General features: G+C 71.0%; 7 protein-coding genes. 6 read left to right on the forward strand and 1 reads right to left on the reverse strand.

Features of this window, described 5'->3' with window-relative positions; genetic code table 11:
- Nucleotides 1-21: 21 nt before the first annotated feature.
- From J8M50_RS41850 to J8M50_RS41865, 4 genes are all read left to right on the forward strand, one after another.
- On the forward strand, nt 22-15,783 hold the full coding sequence (locus tag J8M50_RS41850; protein WP_223786419.1) for a type I polyketide synthase: 15,762 nt from the start codon (nt 22-24) through the stop codon (nt 15,781-15,783).
- A 271-nt stretch (nt 15,784-16,054) separates the two neighbouring features.
- Nucleotides 16,055-17,173, forward strand: coding sequence for a sensor histidine kinase (locus J8M50_RS41855; RefSeq protein WP_010359818.1), 1,119 nt, complete (start codon nt 16,055-16,057; stop codon nt 17,171-17,173).
- Between the two features lie 138 nt (nt 17,174-17,311).
- The gene (locus J8M50_RS41860; RefSeq protein WP_010359816.1) at nt 17,312-18,520 is read left to right on the forward strand and encodes a DUF418 domain-containing protein; all 1,209 of its coding nucleotides are present in this window, start codon (nt 17,312-17,314) and stop codon (nt 18,518-18,520) included.
- Between the two features lie 138 nt (nt 18,521-18,658).
- On the forward strand, nt 18,659-19,933 hold the full coding sequence (locus J8M50_RS41865) for a cytochrome P450 (RefSeq protein WP_040838461.1): 1,275 nt from the start codon (nt 18,659-18,661) through the stop codon (nt 19,931-19,933).
- Here the strand turns inward: J8M50_RS41865 and J8M50_RS41870 are convergent.
- A complete protein-coding gene (locus J8M50_RS41870; protein ID WP_078481415.1) occupies nt 19,860-20,846 on the reverse strand; it encodes an EamA family transporter in 987 nt (328 codons plus the stop codon). The two genes, J8M50_RS41865 and J8M50_RS41870, sit on opposite strands and share 74 nt — an antisense overlap.
- Nucleotides 20,847-20,877: 31 nt before the next feature.
- Between J8M50_RS41870 and J8M50_RS41875 the strand changes: the two genes are divergently transcribed.
- Together J8M50_RS41875 and J8M50_RS41880 are read left to right on the forward strand one after the other, a co-directional pair.
- Nucleotides 20,878-21,429, forward strand: coding sequence for a MarR family winged helix-turn-helix transcriptional regulator (locus tag J8M50_RS41875; protein ID WP_010359813.1), 552 nt, complete (start codon nt 20,878-20,880; stop codon nt 21,427-21,429).
- 150 nt (nt 21,430-21,579) lie between these two features.
- The gene (locus tag J8M50_RS41880; RefSeq protein ID WP_010359812.1) at nt 21,580-22,686 is read left to right on the forward strand and encodes an NAD(P)/FAD-dependent oxidoreductase; all 1,107 of its coding nucleotides are present in this window, start codon (nt 21,580-21,582) and stop codon (nt 22,684-22,686) included.
- Nucleotides 22,687-22,727: the final 41 nt, after the last annotated feature.

The following is a 22,727-nucleotide window of genomic DNA, read 5'->3' on the forward strand; positions in this document are numbered from 1 at the left end:
CGACGATCGAAAGGCAATCCGATGAGTGACTCCATCGAGAAGTACGTTGAAGCGCTGCGGTCGTCGCTGAAGGAGATCGATCGACTGCGCAAGCAGAACGAGCAGCTCGCCACGGCCAAGGTCGAGCCGGTGGCCATCGTGGGGATCGGGTGCCGGTTCCCGGGTGGGGTGTCGTCGCCGTCGGATCTGTGGGATGTGCTGGTCGGCGGGGTGGACGCCATTTCCGGGTTCCCGGTGGATCGGGGCTGGGATCTGACTGACGGTGGTTCCGGCAAGGGTGGTTTTCTCCATGACGCGGCGGAGTTCGACGCGGGGTTCTTCGGGATTTCGCCGCGTGAGGCGTTGGCGATGGATCCGCAGCAGCGGTTGTTGCTGGAGACGGCCTGGGAGGCGCTGGAACGGGCCAGGATCGATCCGCATTCGTTGAAGGGCAGCAAGACCGGTGTGTACGCCGGGCTGATGTACCACGACTACAGCGAACCATTGCGGGCGGCGGCAGATGAAATAGGCGGAATTCTGGGGATCGGTACCGCGGGAAGTGTGTTGTCGGGGCGGGTCGCGTACACGTTGGGGCTGGAAGGGCCCGCGGTGACGGTGGATACGGCGTGTTCGTCGTCGCTGGTGGCGTTGCATTTGGCTGCGCAGGCGTTGCGGTCGGGGGAGTGTGATCTGGCGCTGGCCGGTGGTGTGACGGTGATGGCCACGCCGGGGGCCTTTGCCGAGCAGGGTGGGGTGGCGAGGGATGGTCGCTGCAAGTCCTTCGCCGCGTCGGCCGACGGCACGGGGTGGGCCGAGGGCTCTGCGTTGGTGGTGGTGGAGCGGTTGTCGGACGCTCAGCGCAATGGGCATCGGGTGTTGGCGGTGGTGCGGGGGTCGGCGATCAATCAGGACGGTGCGTCGAACGGGTTGACCGCTCCGAACGGTCCGTCCCAGCAGCGGGTGATCCGGCAGGCGTTGGCCAGTGCTGGGCTGACTGCGGCCGAGGTGGATGTGGTGGAGGCGCATGGCACGGGTACTCGGTTGGGGGATCCGATCGAGGCTCAGGCGCTGTTGGCGACTTATGGGCAGGGTCGGCCGGAGGGGCGTCCGCTGTGGCTGGGGTCGCTGAAGTCCAACATTGGTCACACCCAAGGTGCGGCGGGGGTGGGGGGTGTGATCAAGATGGTGTTGGCGATGCAGCATGGGCAACTGCCTCGCACTTTGCATGTGGGTGAGCCGACGCCTGAGGTGGATTGGTCGGCGGGTGCGGTGGAGTTGTTGACGGAGCAGAGGCCGTGGCCGGTGGTGGGTCGGCCGTGGCGGGCGGGGGTGTCCTCGTTCGGGGTCAGCGGTACCAATGCTCACGTGATTCTGGAGCAGGCTCCTGAGTCTGAACCGACCGCCCGTGTGGAGGCGGAGCCGGTGGTGGTTCCGTGGGTGTTGTCGGCGAGGTCGGAGTTGGCGTTGCGGGAGCAGGCGCGGAGGCTTCTGGCACACGTGGAGGCGGGTCCGGGACTCGACCCGGTGGACGTGGGTGCGGCGTTGGTGTCGACCCGGGCGAGTCTGGAGCATCGGGCGGTGGTTCTGGGCGCCGATCGGGAGCAACTGATCGCCAGGCTGGCGGGGTTGGCGGCTGGGGAGCCGGGTGCTGGTGTGGTGGCCGGTCAGAGTGCGGTCAGTGGGCGTGGTGTGGTGTTTGTGTTCCCTGGTCAGGGGGCGCAGTGGGTGGGTATGGGGCAGGGTCTGCTGACGGCTTCGCCGGTGTTCGCGGAGCGGATGGCGGAGTGTGCTCGGGCGTTGGCGCCGTTCGTGGAGTGGGACCTGCTGGAGGTGTTGGGGGATGAGGAGGCGTTGGGGCGGGTCGATGTGGTGCAGCCGGTGTTGTGGGCGGTGATGGTGTCGTTGGCTCAGGTGTGGCAGTCGCTGGGCGTGACACCGGTTGCGGTGGTGGGGCATTCGCAGGGGGAGATCGCGGCGGCCTGCGTGGCGGGCGGACTGTCGCTGGACGATGCGGCCAGGATCAGCGCGGTGCGCAGCCGGATGATCGCCGGGTCCCTGGCCGGGCGGGGCGGCATGGTGTCGGTGGGGCTGCCCCGGGCCGAGGCCGAGTCGTTGATCGTCCGGTGGGAGGGGCGGTTGTCGGTCGCGGCGGTCAACGGGCCCTCGTCGGTGGTGGTCTCCGGCGACCCCGAAGCACTGGCCGAACTGGTCGTCGCGGGGGAGGCGGAGAACTTCCGGGCCCGCAGGATCGAGGTGGATTACGCGTCGCACTCCGCGCACGTGGAGGAGATCAGGGCGGAGCTGGTCGAGGCTCTGGCGGACATCGCGCCGATGGAAGGCGCGGTCGCGTTCTACTCCACGGTGACCGGTGAGCTGACTGACACCCGTGACCTGGACGCGGGCTACTGGTATCGCAATCTGCGGGAGACGGTGCGGCTGGCCGACACCACCCGCGCGCTGGCTGCGGCCGGTCACGGGGCGTTCGTAGAAGTCAGCCCGCATCCGGTGCTGACTCCCAGCCTGGAGGAGACGCTGTTCGAGTCCCACCCGGCGGTGGTGGTGACGGGGACCTTGCGCCGGGGTGAGAGCGAGTCAGAGCAACTGCTGGCTGCTGCGGCCCGGTTGCACACCCGTGGCGTCCCGGTGGACTGGGCCGCGATAGTGGGCCGGGGTCCGGTGGTCGATCTGCCGACGTATGCCTTCCAGCGTGAGCGGTACTGGCCGGAGGCGGCGGCCGGGCCGGTGGTGGCGGGGGCGGACGACGAGTTGTGGTCGGTGGTAGAGGGGGCGGACGCGGGGTCGTTGTCGGCTGAGTTGGGTGTCGACGAGCAGGCTTTGGCTGAGGTGGTGCCGGCGTTGGCGGTGTGGCGTGAGCGTCGGCGGGCCGGGTCCAGGGTGGAGGGGTGGCGGTTTGCGGAGAGCTGGAAGCTGTTGCCTGGGGTGCCTGGGGGTGTGTTGCCGGGTAGTTGGCTGGTGGTGGTGCCTGCTGGGTGGGGTGAGGATGCATGGGTTGCCGGGGTGGTGGGGGCGTTGGGTGCTGGGGTGGTGCGGCTGGAGGTGGCCGGGGACACGGATCGTGCGGTGCTTGCGGCGAGGCTGGCGAATCTGCCCGAGCCGGCTGGGGTGGTGTCGTTGCTGGGTTTGGCTGAGGAGGCAGGTGCGGAGTTCGGTGCCACGCCGGTCGGTCTGGCCGGGACGGTGGGGTTGGTCCAGGCGTTGGGTGATTGCGGGATCACGGCGCCTGTGTGGTGTGTGACGCGGGGTGCGGTGTCGGTGGGCTCGGCTGATCCGGTTGTCAGTCCGGTGCAGACGGCGTTGTGGGGTTTGGGGCGGTCTGCCGCACTGGATCTGCCGGGCCGGTGGGGCGGGCTGGTGGATCTGCCGGTGGTGTTCGACGAACAAGCTGGTGGGTTGCTGCGGCGGGTGCTGACGGGTGATGAGGACCAGGTCGCGGTGCGGGAGTCGGGTGTATACGGGCGTCGTCTGGTCCGGGCCGGAAGCGGTGCGGCGCACGGTGAGGTACGGCTGAGTGGCTCCGTCTTGATCACGGGCGGGACGGGGGGTCTGGGTGGTCATGTGGCGCGGTGGGCGGTGGCCCGTGGTGCTGAGCATGTCGTGTTGGTGAGCCGCCGGGGTGAGCAGGCTGACGGCGTGTCCGGCCTGCGTGAGGAACTCATAGCGCAGGGTGCGCGGGTGACGGTGGAGGCATGTGACGTCGCCGACCGGGAGGCGCTGGCGGCCGTACTCGGCGCGATCCCTGGCGAGTTCCCGTTGACGGCGGTCGTGCACGCCGCCGGGATCGGTGACCACCATGCGCCGGTGGGGGAGTTGGAGCTTGGGCGGCTGGATGCGGTACTGCGGGCGAAGATGGTGTCGGCGTGGCATCTGCACGAGCTGACGGCGGGGCTGGAGCTCCAGGCGTTCGTGCTGTTCTCCTCGGGTGCGGCGAGTTGGGGTGCCGGGGGGCAGGCGGCGTATGCGGCGGCGAACGCCTTCCTGGACGGGCTGGCGGGTTATCGGCATGGTGCGGGGCTTGCCGCGACGTCGATTGCCTGGGGGTTGTGGGCAGGGCCGGGCATGGGTGCAGCCGGTGCTGAGTTTGTGGAGGGGTATCGGCGGCGCGGTGTGTTCCCGATGGAGCCGGGGCTGGCGATGGCGGCTCTGGAGAGGGCGGTGGGCGACGGTTCGGTCACCCTCACCGTGACGAACACGGACTGGGAGACGTTCGCGCCGAGTTTCACCGTCGAGCGCCCGAGTGCGCTGCTCTCGGGTATTCCGGAGGTGCGCAAGGCACTCGCCCTGTCGGGTGTCCAGCCTGGTGGTGAGTCGGCGTTGCGGAGCAGGCTGGCCGGGCTGGGAGAGAGGGAACGTGCGCGGGCGCTGCTCGATCTGGTGCGGCGGGAAGCTGCCGTCACTCTCGGTTTTGACAATGCTGATGCCCTGCCGCAGGGACGGGCTTTCCGTGATGTCGGTTTTGATTCGCTGACGGCGGTGGAACTGCGGAACAAGCTCGCCTCGGCCACCGGTCTTGTGCTGCCCGCGAGCCTGGTCTTCGACTACCCGACACCGGCAGCGCTGGCCGAGCATCTGGGTTCGGAGCTGCTGGGCACGGTCGAGGCCGCGCCGGTGACGCCGGTGATCACAGCGGCGCTGGACGAGCCGATCGCCATCGTAGGGATGGGCTGTCGCTTCCCGGGCGGGGTGTCGTCGCCGGAGCAGCTGTGGAATGCGGTGGTGTCCTCGGTTGACGCGATGAGTGAGTTCCCTGCGGATCGCGGCTGGGATCTGGTCGGTGATGGTTTCGCCCGGGTGGGTGGGTTCGTCGAGGATGTGGCCGGGTTCGACGCGGGGTTCTTCGGGATTTCGCCGCGTGAGGCGTTGGCGATGGATCCGCAGCAGCGGTTGCTGCTGGAGACGGCCTGGGAAGCGCTGGAACGGACCGGCATCGCCCCGAACGCGCTGAAGGGCAGCAAGACGGGGGTGTTCGTAGGCGGGGCAGTTTCGGGATACGAGACCGTAGGCAATGTCTCGGACGAAGCGGACGGATACCGGATCACCGGTGGCGCGAGCAGCGTGCTGTCGGGCCGGATCGCGTACGTGCTGGGGTTGGAAGGGCCCGCCGTGACGGTGGATACGGCGTGTTCGTCGTCGCTGGTGGCGTTGCATCTCGCGGCCCAGGCGCTGCGGTCGGGGGAGTGCGATCTGGCGCTGACCGGTGGTGTGGCGGTAATGGCCACACCGGGCGCCTTTGCCGAGTTCGCCACGCAGGGCGTGTTGGCGGGCGATGGCCGCTGCAAGTCCTTCGCCGCATCGGCTGACGGCACTGGGTGGGGTGAGGGTGCCGGACTGTTGGTGGTCGAACGGTTGTCGGACGCCCGGCGTAACGGCCACCGGGTGCTGGCGGTGGTGCGGAGTTCGGCGATCAACCAGGACGGTGCGTCGAACGGGTTGTCGGCGCCGAACGGTCCCTCCCAACAGCGCGTGATCCGGCAGGCGCTGGCCAGCGCCGGTCTGACCACGGCCGAGGTGGACGTGGTCGAGGCCCACGGCACGGGTACCCGGTTGGGGGACCCGATTGAGGCTCAGGCCCTGCTGGCGACCTACGGACAGGATCGGCCGGAGGACCGTCCGCTGTGGCTGGGGTCGCTGAAGTCCAACATCGGTCACACCCAGGCGGCTGCCGGTGTCGCCGGTGTGATCAAGATGGTGCTGGCGATGCAACACGGGCAACTGCCCCGGACGTTGCACGTGGATGAGCCGACCCCTGAGGTGGACTGGTCGGCTGGCGCGGTGGAGTTGCTGACGGAGCAACGCCCGTGGCCGGTGGTGGACCGGCCGTGGCGGGCAGGAGTGTCCTCGTTCGGCGTCAGCGGCACCAACGCCCACGTGATTCTTGAACAGGCCCCTGAGCTTGAACCGGCCTCCCGTGTGGAGGCGGAGCCGTCAGTGGTGCCGTGGGTGCTGTCGGCCAGGTCGGAGTCGGCGCTCCGGGACCAGGCACGGCGGCTCGCGGCGCACATGGAAGCTGATCCGGAACTCGACCCGGTCGACGTAGGCGCGGCATTGGTGTCCACCCGGGCGGGGCTGGAGCACCGTGCGGTGGTCCTGGGCACGGACAGGGACGAGCTGATCGCCAGGCTGACCGGACTTGCTACCGGAGAACCGGGCACCGGGGTGGTGACCGGGATAGCCGGCCAGACCGGCGAGCGTGAAGTGGTGTTCGTCTTCCCTGGCCAGGGTGCACAGTGGACCGGCATGGCCCAGGAACTACTGGCGGCCTCCCCCGTGTTCGCGGAGCGTATGGCGGAGTGCGCCCAGGCGCTGGCCCCGTTCGTGGACTGGGACCTGCTGGAGGCACTGGAGGACCAGGAAGCGCTGGGCCGGGTCGAAGTGGTGCAGCCGGTGCTGTGGGCGGTGATGGTGTCGCTGGCACAGGTGTGGCAGTCGCTGGGCGTGACACCCGCTGCGGTGATGGGGCACTCGCAGGGCGAGATCGCGGCGGCCTGCGTGGCGGGCGGACTGTCGCTGGCCGACGCCGCCAGGATCATCGCGGTACGCAGCCGTCTGCTCGCCAAGTCACTGTCCGGGCGGGGCGGAATGGTGTCCGTACGGCTGCCCCGGGCCGAAGCGGAGTCGTTGATCACCCGGTGGGAAGGACGGTTGTCGATCGCGGCGGTCAACGGCCCCTCGTGGGTGGTGGTCTCCGGCGACGCCGAAGCGGTCACGGAACTGGTCGTCGCAGGCGAGGCGGAGGACTTCCGGACCCGCCGGATGGACACGGACTGCGCGGGACATTCCCCGCAGGTGGACGAGATCAAGGCCGAGCTGATCGAGGCTCTGGCAGACATCGCCCCGATGGAAGGCACGGTCGCGTTCTACTCCACCGTGACCGGTGAGCTGACCGACACCCGTGACCTGGACGCGGAGTACTGGTACCGCAACGCGCGGGAGACGGTGCGGCTGGCCGAGACCACCCCGGTGCTGGCCACGGCCGGCTACGAGATGTTCGTGGAGGTCAGCCCCCATCCGGTGCTGACTCCCAGCCTGGAGGAGACGCTGTTCGAGTCCCACCCGGCGGCGGTGGTGACGGGGACGCTGCGCCGGGGTGAGAACGAACCCGAGCAACTGCTGACCGCACTGTCCACTCTCCACACCCACGGTGTTCCGGTGGACTGGTCCGCGATAGTGGGCCAGGACTCGACGGTCGAGCTGCCGACGTATGCGTTCCAGCACCAGCGGTACTGGCCGCGCCCCCGGACTGTGGCCGGAGACGCGCGGGGTATGGGATTGACGTCGGTAGGCCACCCGTTGCTGGGCGCAGCGGTGGAGTTGGCCGGTGGCGAGGGTGTGGTGTTCACCAACCGTCTGTCTCTCACCTCGCACGCTTGGCTGGCCGATCACACGGCACGGGGTGTGGTGTTGCTGGCCGGTACCGCGTTCGTGGAGCTGGTGGTGCGGGCCGGCGATGAGGTCGGGTGCGGTGTCCTGGAGGACTTGGCGTTGGAGCGGCCGTTGGTGCTGTCCGAGCGCGGAGCCGTGCAGGTGCAGGTAGTGGTTGAGGCACCGGCGGAGTCGGGCCGTCGCGCGGTGAGCGTGTACTCCCGGCCGGAAGAGACGGGCACGGAGGCAGGCTGGACCCGGCACGCCAGCGGGACACTGACTTCTGAGGCAGGAGCGCCGTCGGGTGTGGAGCTGACGGTGTGGCCGCCTGCGGGAGCGGAACCGGTGCCGGTGGACGGGTTCTATGAAGCCCTGGCCGAGACGGGCTACGGATACGGCCCGGCCTTCCAGGGGGTACGGACGGTATGGCGACGTGGCGAGGAGGTCTTCGCCGAAGTGCGGCTGCCGGACGAAGTGGCCGAGCGGGCGGGGGAGTTCGGTATCCACCCGGCACTGTTCGACGCCGCCCTGCACGCCGCCGCGTTCCTGCCAGCCGGAGGCGAGGGCGGGCTCCCGTTCTCCTGGAGCGGTGTGTCCCTGCACGCATCGGGCGCACGCTCCCTGCGCGTACGCCTGTCGGAGACTGACGACGGCGCGCTCTGCCTGAACGCGGCTGACGACACCGGCGCCCCGGTACTGTCCGTGGACTCGCTGACACTGCGACCGTTGCGGGCGGAACTGCTGGACGGGGATGCGCAGCGCTCACTGTTCAGCGTGGACTGGACCCTCAAGCCTGCTGTCCCGACCGGGACCGAGAACTCGCCGCGGTGTGTGGTGGCGGGCGCGGGCGGTCAGGACCTGGCGAAGATGCTGGGAGTTGCCTGGTATCCGGAACTGTCCGAGTGCCCGGAGACGGATCTGGTTCTCCTGCCGACGGGCGCCGATGCGGACGATGGTGACGTGGCTGCGGCGGCGCGTTCTGAGGTGTGCCGGGTGCTGGAGCTGGTGCAGGAATGGGTGGCTGATGAGCGTGGTGATGCGCGGTTGGTGGTGGTGACCAGGAACGCGGTGTCCACGGGGACGGGCGACCGGGTGGAAGACATGGCCGGGGTGCAGGGGTTGGTCCGGTCGGCGCGGTCGGAACACCCGGGCCGGTTCGGTCTGGTCGACGTGGACGGCAGCGCCGAATCCTGGCAGTGCCTGCCCGCCGTACTGAGCGAGACGACGGATGACGAGGGCGATTTCGAACTGGCCGTGCGAGCTGGGCAGGCATACACCCCCCGGCTGACGCGTACCCGCGAAGTGCTGACGGCGCCCATGGAGACATGGCGGCTGGGGATGACCGGCCAGGGCAGCGTCGACGATCTGGTGCTGGAACCGTCTCCCGAGGCTGAGGTGCCACTCGAAGCCGGACAGGTCCGCATCGGGGTACGTGCCGCAGGGCTGAACTTCCGGGACGTGCTGAATGTGCTGGGTGTGTATCCGGGTGAGGCGCCGCTGCTGGGTGCGGAGGTCGCCGGTGTGGTGCTGGAGGCAGGTCCGGGTGTGACGGGCTTCGTCCCGGGGGACCGGGTGATGGGTATGGCGGTCGGCGGGTTCGGCCCGGTGGTGGCGGCGGATGCGCGGCTGATCGTGCCCATCCCGCGGGGGTGGTCGTTCGCGCAGGCGGCCGGGGTGCCGGTGGTGTTCCTGACGGCGTTGTACGGGCTGAGGGAGACGGGGCGTTTGACGGCGGGGCAGCGGGTGCTGGTGCATGCGGCGGCCGGCGGTGTGGGGATGGCGGCGGTGCAGTTGGCCCGGCTGTGGGGCGCGGAGGTCTTCGCGACCGCGAGTCCGGGCAAGCAGGACACGGTGTACGGGCTGGGAGTGGCGCGGGATCACATCGCGTCGTCGAGGACCACGGAGTTCGCCGACCGGTTCACGGGGATGGACGTGGTTCTCAACAGCCTGGCGGGCGAGTTCATCGACGCGTCCCTGAACGTCCTGCGCGACGGCGGCCGGTTCGTCGAGCTGGGCAAGACCGACCTCCGTGACACGGACGCGATAGCCACCACGCACCCCGGGGTGAGCTATCACGCGATCGACCTAGAGATCGACCTGGACGTGGTGGGAGGCATGCTCGCCGAACTCGCGGAGCTGTTCGAGTCCGGTGTCCTGTCCCCCCTGCCCACCAGGACATGGGACGTACGGCAGAGCCGTGACGCCTTCCGCTACATGGCGCAGGCCCGGCACGTGGGCAAGATCGTGCTGACCGTGCCGCAGCAACTGGACCCCGACCGCACGGTGTTGATCACCGGTGGCACCGGCGGTCTGGGCGGCCTGCTGGCACGGCACCTGGCCGACCGGCACGGGATACGGCACCTGACCCTCGTATCACGCCAAGGAATCGCCGCACCGGGCGCGCAGGAACTGGTCGAAGAACTGACCGCACTGGGCGCCCAGGTGCGGGTGGTGGCCTGCGACGTGTCGGACCGGAACGCCGTCACCGAACTGATCGCCGGGGTACCGCAACAGCACCCACTCACCGCAGTGATCCACGCAGCGGCCGTGCTCGACGACGGAACGATCACATCGTTGACCCCGGAGCGCATCGACACCGTCATGCGCCCGAAGGCAGACGCAGCCTGGTACCTGCACGAAGCAACCGCCGGCCTGGACCTGGCCGCATTCATCCTCTTCTCCAGCTTCTCAGCCACCTCCGGCGCCCCGGGCCAGGGCAACTACGCCGCCGCCAACGCATTCCTGGACGCACTGGCGTTGCACCGCCAAGTCCAGGGCCTCCCGGCCGCATCGCTGGCCTGGGGCTGGTGGGCCGACACCAGCAGCATGACCGGCCTGGGCCACACCGACCACGCCCGGTTCGGCCGGGCCGGGGTGCGCGCGATGCCGGCGGCGGAGGGGCTGGCGTTGTTCGATCTGGCCTGCCGACGCCCGGAGGCGTATCTGGTCCCGGTCGGCCTCGAACTGCCACGGAATGGCGGCTCGGTGCCGCCGCTGCTGCGGGGGTTGGTGGCCAGTGGTCCGGCGCGACCGGTCGCCCGTGCGGGCGTCCAGGACAGCTCCGGCCTGGTCCGGCGACTGGCTGGCCTGACAGCCGCCGACCAGCAGCGACTGCTGCTCGACCTGGTGTGTGGCCACGTCGCCACCGTTCTGGGACACGCCTCCGTGGAAGCCGTCGACCCCGAGAAGGCATTGCGGGACATGGGCTTCGACTCCTTGACGACGGTGGAGCTGCGCAACCGGTTGGCAGCGGCGACGGGTCTACGGCTCCCCGCGACGCTGGCGTTCGACCACCCGACCACCTCGCGCCTGGCCACCCACCTGAGGCAGCAATTGTTGGGCACGGTCGAGGCCGTGTCGGTGACGCCGGTGACCACGGCGGCACTGGACGAGCCGATCGCCATCGTAGGGATGGGCTGCCGCTTCCCCGGCGGAGTCGAGAGCCCCGAACAACTGTGGACCCTGCTCACAGGCGGCATCGACACCATCTCGGCGTTCCCGACACAACGCGGCTGGGACCTGACCGGCGACGGCGCCACCCAGACGGGCGGGTTCCTCAAGGACGTGGCGGGGTTCGACGCGGGGTTCTTCGGGATCTCGCCGCGCGAGGCACTGGTGATGGATCCGCAGCAGCGTTTGCTGCTGGAGACGGCCTGGGAAGCGCTGGAACGATCCGGCATCGACCCGAACACGCTGAAGGGCAGCAGGACCGGCGTGTTCGTGGGCGGGACAGGTTCGGGATACGACACGGTCGGGGACGCCGCAGACCAAGTGGACGGATACCTGCTCACCGGTGCCGCGAGCAGCGTGCTGTCGGGCCGGATCGCGTACACGTTGGGATTGGAAGGCCCCGCCGTCACGGTGGACACGGCGTGCTCGTCGTCGCTGGTGGCACTGCACCTCGCGGCCCAGGCGCTGCGTTCCGGCGAGTGCTCGATGGCGCTGGCCGGCGGCGTGACCGTGATGGCCACACCGGGAGTCTTCATCGCCGGGTCCGCCATGCAGGGCGGTGTGGGGGGCGATGGCCGCTGCAAGGCGTTCGCCGCAACCGCTGACGGGTTCGGAGTCGCGGAAGGCGCCGGGTTGTTGGTGGTGGAGCGTTTGTCGGACGCCCGGCGCAACGGCCACCGGGTGCTGGCGGTGGTGCGGGGTTCGGCGATCAACCAGGACGGCGCCTCGAACGGGCTGACCGCACCGAACGGTCCCTCCCAACAGCGAGTGATCCGCCAGGCGTTGGCCAGCGCCGGGGTGCCCACCACCGAGGTGGACGTCGTGGAGGCCCACGGCACGGGTACCCGGTTGGGGGACCCGATCGAGGCCCAGGCCCTGCTGGCGACGTACGGACAGGACCGGTCGGAGGATCGCCCTCTGTGGCTGGGATCGGTCAAATCCAACCTCGGTCACACCCAGGCGGCTGCTGGTGTCGCCGGTGTGATCAAGATGGTGCTGGCGATGCAACACGGGCAACTGCCCCGGACGTTGCACGTGGACGAGCCGACCCCAGAGGTCGACTGGTCGGCCGGTGCAGTGGAGTTGCTGACCGAACAACAACCGTGGCCGGCGGTCGACCGGCCGTGGCGCGCAGGAGTGTCCTCGTTCGGGATCAGCGGCACCAACGCCCACGTCATCCTCGAACAGGCCCCCGACCAGGCCCCCGACCTTGAACCGGCCCCCGACGTGGAGGTGGTGCCGTGGGTGTTGTCGGCCCGGTCGGAGTCGGCGCTCCGGGACCAGGCACGGCGACTCCTGGCACACGTGGAAGCGAACCCGGAACTCGACCCGGTCGACGTAGGCGCGGCACTGGTCTCCACCCGGGCGAGCTTCGGGCACCGAGCGGTCGTCCTGGGCACCGACCGGGACCAGCTGATCGCCGGACTGGCCGGGCTGGCCGCCGGAGAACCGGGCGCCGGAGTGGCGAGCGGAGTGTCCGCCGCGAGTGGCAGGACGGCGTTCCTGTTCACGGGCCAGAGCGCGCAGCGTCTGGAGATGGGCCGCGAACTGGCCGCCGAATTCCCGGTGTTCGCCGAGGCATTCGACGAAGTACGCGCACGGTTCGCCGAGTGGCTGCCGGGGTCCCCGGAACCGGCGGCCACCGACGACGGACTCGCCGATCCGGCATGGGCGCAAGCGACGCTGTTCGCGTTCGAGGTCGCCATGTTCCGGCTGCTGTCGTCGTGGGGCGTCACGCCGGACTACGTCGCCGGCCACGCGACCGGCGAAGCGGTCGCGGCCTACGTGGCGGGAGTGTGGTCGCTGGACGACGCCCGCAGGGTGCTGACCGCCGGGGACGACGAGAACGGGACGGCGCCTACCGAGAGCCCGGGGCCTTCGCGGATCGTGCTGGTATCGCTGGAGAGCGGCGAACCCGTGCAGGAGCGCCCGGAGTTCGCCGTAGCGGACACGCAGCGGCCGGCACGGTTCGCCGAAGCCGTGGGCTGGTTGCGCGAGCAGGGAGCGACCCGGTTCGTGGAACTGGGCCCGGACGCGGCGCTGACCGGACTTCGGCCGGACGGCGTGGACGCCGAGTTCGTCGCCATGCAACGGCAGGACCGGCCTCAGGTGTACGAGGCCATGGCGGCGCTGGCGTTCCTGTACACCCGCGGGGTGACCGTCGACTGGCGGGCGATGTTCGCTCGCTCAGGTGCGCGGCGGGTCGAGTTGCCGACGTACGCGTTCCAGCGGGAGCGGTTCTGGTCGCTGGCCTCGGGAACGGGCGGGGTGGCCGGTGCGGGCCTGTCCACGGCCGGTCACGCTCTTCTCGGCGCGGTGGTGCGGTTGGCCGACCGCGATGAACTGGTGTTCACCAGCCGGTTGTCGCAGGCCACCCACCCGTGGCTGGCCGAGCACCACCTCGGCGCGACCGCCGTTCTGCCGGTGACGGCGCTCGTCGACATAGCGATGCGGGCCGGTGACGAGGCCGGGTGCGCTGTCCTGGAGGAGTTGACCGTCCACGCGCCCCTGGTGATTCCCGACCACGGCGCGGTTCAGGTGCAGGTCGTGGTCGGCAGCCCCGACGAGGAGGGCAGGCGCCCGATCGTCGTGTACGCGCGCCCGGAGAACACGGACGACGAGTGGCTGTCGTACGCCACCGGCCTGCTCGCCGCGCTGGGCGGCGAGCCCGGATGGACCGAGCGGACCTGGCCGCCGGCGGATGCCCGGCCGGTACCGGTCGAGGACGCCTACGACCTGCTCGCCGAGCGCGGGCACCGGCACGGGCCGGTGTTCCAGGGACTGCGAGCGGTGTGGCGCCGGGGCGACGTGGTGTTCGCCGAGGTCGCCCTGCCGCAACGGGCGGCCGGGGACTCCGCCCGGTTCGGCATCCACCCGGCCTTGCTGGACGCGGCTCTGCACCCGCTGCTGATCGCGTCCGAGGACGTCCGGCTGCCGTCGACGTGGACGAACGTCTCGCTCCACACCACGGGCACGACCGCGCTGCGGGTCGCCCTGACCCCGGCAGGTGACGACGACGGGTACCGGCTCGACGTGGCCGACGAAGTCGGCAACGCCGTGGCGACGGCCCGGCTCTCGCGGTGGGAACGCGTGTCCACCGGGCAGCGAGGCGACGAGGACGACCTCCTGCGGGTGGAGTGGGCGCCGGTCGGATCGCTGGAGGACACCGGGGAACACGAGGATTCGGTGGCGCTGCTCGGCGAAGTGAGCAGCGAGCTCTCGGAGGCGGGATTCCTGCGCTTCGGCGACATTACCGAGGCCGCCCTCTCCTACGAGCCCTGGGACATCCTGGTCGCCGAATCGCCTGCGGACGGCGAGCTGCCGTCCGTAGCGCATCGGGCGGTACGGCACGTGCTGACCCGGCTCCAGGAGTGGGTCACCCGGGACGACCTGCCCGACAACCGGCTGGTGGTGGTCACCCGTGGCGCCGTCGCGGCGAGCGAGGGCGAGGCCGTGGTGGACCTCGCGGGCGCGGCGGTATGGGGACTGGTGCGGTCGGCCCAGTCGGAGCACCCGGACCGGATCACCCTGGTGGACATCCCCGACGGTGGGTCGGTGCCGTGGGCGCGCATAGCCGCAGCCGCCGCGATCGAACCGCAGCTGGCGGTCCGTGACGGTGAGCTGCTGGTGCCCCGGCTGGTCCGGACGACCGGCGCCGGGACGGCTCGGCCGGCACTGGCGGGACAGGGCACTGTGCTGGTGACCGGAGGCACGGGCGCGCTGGGAGCACTGTTCGCCCGGCATCTGGTCACCCGTCACGGCGTACGGCACCTGGTCCTGGCCAGCCGTCGCGGCGCTCAGGCACCGCAGGCGGACGTACTGCGGGAAACGCTGGCCGAGCTGGGCGCACAGGTGGAGTTCGTCGCCTGCGACGTAGCGGATCGCGAGTCGGTCGCCCACCTGCTGGCCGGGATCGGCGAGGAGCACCCGCTGGTCGGGGTGGTGCACGCGGCCGGAGCGCTGGACGACGGAGTGGTCACGTCCTTGACCGGTGAACGGGTCACCGAGGTCCTGCGGGCGAAGGCCGACGGAGCCTGGCATCTGCACGAACTCACCCAGCATCTGGACCTGGACCTGTTCGTCCTGTTCTCCTCGGTGTCGGGCGTCCTGGGTATCCCGGGACAGGCCAACTACGCGGCGGCGAACGCGTTCCTGGACGGCGTGGCCGAGCACCGCCGGGCCCGCGCCCTGCCCGCCGTCTCCCTGGCCTGGGGTCTGTTCGACGACACCGCCGGGGCGGCCAAGCAGTTGGGGCTGAAGCCGATCACCACCGAGACGGCGGTCCGGCTGTTCGACCAGGCGTTGCACGACGGCTCGGCGGCGGTCGTCCCCGCGCCGCTGGATCTGGGCCGCCTCGGACAGGAATCCGTCCGGGTGCCCACGCTGCTGCGTTCCCTGCTGCCGGCTCGGGGCACCGGTTCTGTGGCCGGTGCCGAGGAGTCGCTGACCGAGCGGCTGGCCGGGATGCCCAGGAGCGAGGCCGAGCAGTACGTGCGGGATCTGGTGCGCCGCGAGACGGCGACGGCATTGGGGTACGCCAGTGCCGGCGAGGTCGCGCCGGAGGTCTCCTTCCGGGACGCCGGGTTCGACTCGCTGGCAGCGGTGCGGTTCCGCAACCAGCTGGTCGACAAGACCGGCCTGGCCCTGCCCACCACGCTGGTGTTCGACCACACCTCGCCCGCCGTCCTCGCCGACCACCTCGTCGGCCGGCTCGTCGTCACCGGGGAGAGTCCCGAACAGGCTGTGCTGGCCGAGTTGGACAGGCTGGAAGCGGTGCTGATGTCAATGCCCGGCGGAGACCCCGAGACCGAAGCGATCGGTTCCCGGCTCGACGCGGTGGTGTCGCGATGGCGAACCGCCTTCCGCCCCAGCGGCACCGACGACCACGCCGAGACGGTGACCAAGCTTCAGGACGCGACCGAGGAGGAGGTACTCGACTTCATCGACCGGCAGTTCCGCCGCGACGAACGGTAAGGGTCCAGCATTCGATCAGGTCCCCCCGACCGGCGGGGGGCACCCCGCCGTGTGGCTGGAGCTTGTGCGCGTCGGCCGGCCGACGGTTTCGGGGGCTTTAGGGTCGGTGCGACAGGGGTCGGACGAGCTGGGTGAAGGCGGGGCGCGTGACGCGGGCGGTGGCGGCGGCGAGGCTGGGCAGCGGGGAGCACACCGGAGTTCCTGGTCTGGCGGGGGTACGGGGGGACAGCGGCGCCCGGCACGCCGTACCCCCGTCGTCGGGGACCCCGCGATGAACCGTGCCCGCGCGCTGTGGGACCGCGTCCCCGCCCCGGTCGTCGATCTCCTGCTGGTAGTGGCGGCGGCCGTGGACCTGCGGCTGAACCTGTGGGACGACACGCGCCTCGGCATCACGCTGGCCGGGCTCGGTGTCGTCGCGCTGGCCCTGCGGCGCCGGTTCCCGCTCGCCGTGTTCCTGCTCACCGTGCCCAGCGCGCTGACGCAGCCCGTCGCCGTCGCCCCGGTCGTGGCGCTGTTCACGCTGGCCGGGCGTTCCCGCGACCGGCGGCTGCTCGCGGGGTGCGTCGCCCTGACCGCCGTCGCGAACAGCACCCCGTGGCCGCTGGAGAGCCTCACCGACGTCGGCCGGGCCATGACGCTGGTGACCTTCGTGTACGGCCTGGCGATCGCCGCCGCCCCGGTCCTCATCGCCCAGCTCCTCCAGACCCGCCGGGACCTGGCGCGCCGGCTCGTCGAGATCGAGGAGGCCAGGGAGCACGAGCGGGCCCTGCACGCCCAGGCCGTCCTCGCCCGGGAACGCACCCAACTGGCACGGGAGATGCACGACGTGGTCTCGCACCAGGTCAGCCTCATCGCCGTACAGGCCGGCGCCCTCCAGGTCGCGAGCAAGGACGTGGACACCAAGGAGGCCGCCCGCACGATCCGTTCGCTGAGCGTCACCACGCTCGACGAGCTGCGCACCATGGTCACCCTGCTGCGTGCCTCCGGCGGCAGCGCCACCGAGCTGACTCCCCAGCCCACCCTGGCCGACCTGCGCACCCTCGTGGAGTCGAGCGGCACCCACGTACAGCTGACCGGCGAACTGCCGCCCGCCGTCGGCACCCCGGCCCAGCGCGCCGTGTACCGCACGGTCCAGGAGGCGCTGACCAACGTCCGCAAACACGCCCCCGGCGCGACGGCCCGCGTGGAGCTGTGGCAGGACGGCGACGGCATCGGCGTGACCGTCACCAACACCGCGCCCACGCGCCCCTCCCTGGCCCTGCCCGGCTCCCACCAGGGCCTGGTCGGCCTGCGGGAACGGGCCGACATCCTGCACGGCACGCTGGAGGCGGGGCCGACCGCGCAGGGGGGTTACCGGGTGAGCCTGCGCATCCCGCTCGACGGGGACTGACCTCGGCAGGGTTGCCCGCCCGGTCACCGGACGGCAGAAGCCCCCGCCGGACGGCAGGGACGTACCCCCCGACCGGCGGGGGCGGTACCGACAGGTGCCGGATGGTCCGCCCCCGGGTGCCCGCGCGAGATTCTTCCCATGACCGATCCGCAGCCGCTGCTGAAGCCGCCCGCCCCGCAGGAGAACTCGCCTCCGCCGCCCCGGACCGCCTCCGCTCCCTCGATGGGACGTCTCGTCGGTGTGGACCTGGCCCGCGCGCTGGCCGTGTTCGGCATGTACGTCGTGCACATCGGGCCCCCGCTGTCCGCGACGCACGGCGTGGCGAGCTGGGTCCGCTACCTGGCGGACGGCCACTCGTCGGTCCTGTTCGCCACCCTCGCCGGGTTCTCCCTGATGCTGCTCGCCGGCCGCCGGGAGCCGAGGACCGGCCTCGCGGGCCGGCAGGCGAAGGCCCGGATCGCGATCCGCGCCGTGATCCTGATCGCCCTCGGCACCGTGATGGCGATGGAGTACGGCGGGGTGATCATCCTCGCCTTCTACGGCGTCTACTTCCTGCTCGCCCTCCCCCTGGTGCGCCTGAGCGCCAAGGCGCTCGCGATCACCGCCGGGACCCTCGCCCTCGTCACCCCGCAGCTGGCGTTCGTCCTGAACCGCGTGCTGACCGACTCGGTCAGGCAGAGCGTCAACGCCTACGACCCGCTCCACCGGATCGGCGACGTCGGCGTGCTCGACCTGCTGTTCACCGGCTTCTACCCGACGATCACCTGGATGTCGTTCGTGGTCGCCGGCATGGCGCTGGCCCGCCTCGACCTGTCCGCGCCCGTCGTCCGGCGGCGCCTGGCCGCGTTCGGCGCCGCCCTCATCGTGGCCGCGTACGGCCTGTCCCTGCTGCTCGCCGGCCAGGGCGCGCTGAGGAGTACGGCCGAGGACGGGGCGTCGTCCGGCGGCTCCGTGTCCCTCGACGGCGGGGCGCCCTCGGCCTCGTCGCTCCTGACGGCCGGCCCGCACAGCGGCACCACGTTCGACATCGTCGGCAGCGTGGGTGTCGCGATCCTCGTGATCGTGGGCGCGACCGCGCTGATCGAACGCCTCCCGCGACTGGGCCGCCTGGCCCGGCCGGTCATCGCCGTGGGCACCATGTCCCTCACGGCCTACGTGGGCCACTTCGTCGCGCAGTCCGTGCTGTCCACGTCCGGCGGGGACAGCTCCCAGCAGTCCTGGACACCGCTGCTCCTGTACGTCCTCGGAGCGATCGTGTTCGCCGGTGTGTGGTCCCGCTTCTTCCGGCGCGGACCCCTGGAGCACCTGCTCAACGTCGCGACCAAACCGGCGAAGTACGTCCGGTGAGACCCCGCGGCGGCGTTCCCGAGCGTCCCCGGGAACGCCGTCGCGGCTGTACACGAGGGGGTCGTCTCCCGTCGTGTCGCCCCGGTCACCCGCCGCTATCATGTGGGCCGTCCGCAACATGCCCAGCGGGAGGTCGAGTTGACCCGTGCAGTGCCGGAGTTGTCCGAGGCCGAGGTGGTGGCCTGGCGGGAGAGCGGGGCATCGGTCATCGAACTGCTGGGGCGCGCCCAGCGGTTGGGGCCGGTCAGCGGGATCCGGCTGGGGGACCGGCCCGTCGTCCTGGTGACCGGGGCGGAGGAGGTGCGGCACGTGCTCGCCCGTCATCCGGAGCGGTACGTGAAGCGGTCGCACCGGCTGCGGCCCCTCCTCGGGGACGGGGTGCTCACCGTGGACGGGGAGGCCTGGCGGGGGCAACGGCGGCTGTTCCAGCCCAAGTTCACGGTGCAGGGGGTCCGACGGTACGAGCGGGCCATGCGGGACGCCGTCGAGGATGTCGCCCGGGCGTGGGGGGAGTCCGCCCGCAGCGGGCGGCCCCGGGACCTCGTCGCCGACATGCGGCGGTTCACCATCGACGTGATCTGGCGGGCCACCACCGGGCTGCCCCTCGACGACACCACCCACCGGCAACTCCTCGCCGCCGCGCGCATCGTCGCCGCGATCTCCGCGCTCGGGGCGGCCGACAGCACGCACTTGTCGGCCGATCTCGCCGAGGTCGACGCGGCGGCCGAGCGCGCCGTCGCCGCCGCCCGCGCCAACGGGGACCCCGGGATCCTCGACGCGCTGCTCGACGCCGTCGAACTTCCCGACCCCAGTGGGCGGTTGGTGCGCGACAACTTCGTCACCTTCCTCGTCGCCGGGTACGAGACCACTGCCGCCACGCTCAGTTGGCTCCTGCTGCTTCTGCACGAGCATCCCGGGCACCGGGAGTGGGCGCTCGCCCAGGGGCCCGCCGGGTCGCCCGCGCGTACGGCCGCGATCCGGGCGCTGATCAGCGAGACGCTGCGGCTCTACCCGGCCGCGCTGCTGATGTTCCGCAACGCCACCGAGGGCGACGTCCTCGCCGGGTGCCGGATCGAGGCGGACGCGACTGTCGCGCTCTGCGCGTACCTCACGCACCGCGATCCCGAACTCTGGCCCGAGCCCGAGCGGTTCGTGCCGCAGCGGTTCCATGAGCCGGCTCCTCGGCCCGCGCTCGGTACGTACTACCCGCTCGGGCTCGGGCCGCGTACGTGTCTGGGGGCGCAGTTCACGCTTCAGGAGATGTCCTTCCTCGCGGAGGCTCTGTTGCCGGCTTTCGAGTTCACGGTCGTGGGGGAGCGGCCGGAGCCCGCGTTCGACGTCACGATCCGGCCGAGTGGGCCGATGGTTGCGACGGTGAGGGCTCGGGGTGGGCGGGAGCCGGTTCTTCCTTGACCGGTGTCTTTCGGTTCGGCGTCGTCCCCTTCCTGTTCCTGTTCGTTGCCCGGTTCTCCTTGCTTCCGGCTCGCCCCGGTCTCCCCAGCACCACCCCCGCCAACACCAGCACCAGCCCGCCCAGTTGGCGCCCGCTCAGGCTGTCTCCCGCGACCGCCGTGCCCAGGAGCACTCCCGTCACCGGGTTCAGGAGCCCTATCAGCCCCACCGTCCCCGCAGGGAGATGCCGTAGCCCCGCGAACCACACGGCGAACGCCAGGGCCGTGGCTATCAGGGACGTGTAACCGACCGCGAGGAGCGCCGAACCGGAGAGCGCGGGCGGGGCGCCCTCCACCACGGCGGCGACCGGGAGCAGGAACAGGCCGCCCGCGGTGAGCTGCCATGCCGTCGCCGCGAGGACGTCGACCCCGGAACTCCAGTGCTTCGTGAGGACGTGCCCGAACGACGAGACCAGCATCGCCGCGGCCGAGGCGAGGACGCCCACGAGGCTCGTCCCGTCCGCACCGGTGAACAGCATCAGGCACACGCCGGCCAGGCCGACGGCGGCGCCCGCGAGGTGCGCGGACCGGGGGCGTTCGGCGACCATTCCCCACGCGATCAGCATCATCGTCAGCGGGGACACCGCCATGACCGTCGACGCGACGCTCGTCGGGAGCAGTTGGGAGGCGACGTACACGAGGACGAAGAACACGCTCGCGTTGAGCAGCCCCAGTACGGCGGAACGCCCCCACCACACGCCGCGCGGCAGCCGCCGGCGCAGGACCAGAAGAACCAGCCCCGCGGGCAGCGCGCGCAGGGCCGCGCCGTACAGCGGGCTGTCGGGCGGCAAGTACTCATGCGTCACGAAGTAGTTCGCGCCCCACGCCACCGGCGCGAGCGCCGTGAGAAGGGTCCACCGCACATTCGCTTCCATGGAAGAGAATGTAACTTCCCGGGAAGGTATTATGGAAGACGTGGACGAGAACACTCACTCGAAAGAGCGGCAAACCGAGGATCGTGTCGCCCGCATCCAGGCCGACTGGCGTCGCGAGCGACCCGACCTCGACGTCTCCCCGCAGGGCGTGATCGGCCGGCTGCACTCCCTCGCGGGCCGCCTGACCGACGAACTGTGCCTGGTCTACGGGCGGTACGGCCTGGGGGAGGGCGAGTTCGACGTCCTGTGCGCCCTGCGCCGCGCGGGAGCGCCGTACGAAAGAGCGCCCGGTGAACTCGCCGCGCACACGATGGTCACCACCGGCGCGATGACCAAACGCATCGACCGCCTGGAGCGCGCCGGCCTCGTCACCCGCCGCCGCGCGAGCGACGACCAGCGCGGCCGGATCGTCGCCCTCACCCCACCAGGCCGGGACCTGATCGACCGAGCCTTCACCGACCACATGCGCAACGAACGCAGATTGCTGGACGTGATGACACCGACCGAGGCCGCGATCCTCGAACAACTCCTCGGAGTATGGCTCGCGAGACTGGACGGCAACCACACGCCGACCGACTCCTGATCGAGCCCCGTGCTTTCACGGTATGCCCACCACTCCTCACCGTTTCTTTAGACTTCAAAAGCTACGCTCGCGGTCAAGTCGAGCGGTCGAGAACGGCCCCCACGCCGCGGCGCTCGCGTGTTGCACCCCCACAGGTACAGGAGACAGGCCGTGCGCGACGGCGACGTAGTGGTGATCGGCGGCGGTTATGCCGGAGTCCGGCTGGCCAAGCGGCTGGACGCGAGCGCGCGGGTGACTCTGATCGACCGTAAGGAAGTCTTTTTTCACCGGATCGCCTCCCTGCGCGCGGGCGTGGACCCCGAGTGGACGTCGACGCCGTTCATCCCGTACGACCGGCTGCTGACCCACGGCAGGATCGTCGTCGGCAAGGCGCTGCGCATCGACACGGACGCGCGCAACGTCGTACTGGCGACCGGCGAGAGGATCCCGTACGACGTCCTGGTCGTGGCGACGGGCGCGGACTACCCGGAGCCCGCGAGGTTCACGGGGACGACCGTCGAGGAGGCGTCGAAGGCGTTCGTCGGGCACCAGCAGAAGATCGCCGGGGCGGGGCACGTACTGATCGTCGGCGGCGGCCCCTCCGGCGTGGAACTCGCCGCGGAGATCCGCCTGGCGCGCCCGCACGCGCGCGTGACGCTCGCCCACGCGGGCGAGGCGCTCCTCGACGCGACCGGCAGCGCGTGGGCGGGCCGCAGGGCGCGCAACTGGCTGGAGTCCCACGACGTCGACGTACGCCTCGGCTCGTTCATGGCCCCCGGCACCGAGTTCGGCGTCTACAAGGACGCGCAGGGCGGCACCATGACGGCGGACGTCTCCTTCTGGGCCACCGGCATCACCCCGAACACCCTGTGGCTGCGCCTCGCGGGCCACGGCGACTGGCTGAACCCGGCGGGACACATCAAGGTCGACCGCGCGCTGCGCGTCACCGGCCTGCGCGACGTCTTCGCCGTCGGCGACGTCAACGACGCGGCCGACCAGAAGATCACCCAGGCCGCGATCGCCCAGGCCGACCTCGCCGCGCACAACATCCGCGTCCACCTCACCACGCAGGGCCGCCACCGCAAGGAACCCCGCCTCTACCGGGCCCCCCACCGCAGCCCCCTCATCGTCCCCTTCGGCGGCGCCGACGGCCTCACCCTCGTACCCGTCCCGGGCGGCGAGAGCGCGGTGCTGGGGAGCCGGACGACGACGGTCGCGAAGGCGAAGACGCTGATGACGCCGTACATGCGGCGGCAGCTGGGGTACACGGCGGCGTGACGCGAGGAGGCCGCCCCGCGGGGAAGCGGGGCGGCCTCGGA

It is taken from the genome of Streptomyces acidiscabies (genome assembly GCF_020010905.1).
In the GTDB taxonomy this organism is placed as follows: Bacteria; Actinomycetota; Actinomycetes; order Streptomycetales; family Streptomycetaceae; genus Streptomyces; species Streptomyces acidiscabies.

Excerpts from the sequence above, each read along its gene's own strand:
- J8M50_RS41850 (WP_223786419.1), top strand. The coding sequence starts at position 22 with ATGAGTGACTCCATCGAGAAGTACGTTGAAGCGCTGCGGTCGTCGCTG.
- J8M50_RS41855 (WP_010359818.1), top strand. The coding sequence starts at position 16,055 with ATGAACCGTGCCCGCGCGCTGTGGGACCGCGTCCCCGCCCCGGTCGTC.
- J8M50_RS41860 (WP_010359816.1), top strand. The coding sequence starts at position 17,312 with ATGACCGATCCGCAGCCGCTGCTGAAGCCGCCCGCCCCGCAGGAGAAC.
- J8M50_RS41870 (WP_078481415.1), bottom strand. The coding sequence starts at position 20,846 with ATGGAAGCGAATGTGCGGTGGACCCTTCTCACGGCGCTCGCGCCGGTG.
- J8M50_RS41875 (WP_010359813.1), top strand. The coding sequence starts at position 20,878 with ATGGAAGACGTGGACGAGAACACTCACTCGAAAGAGCGGCAAACCGAG.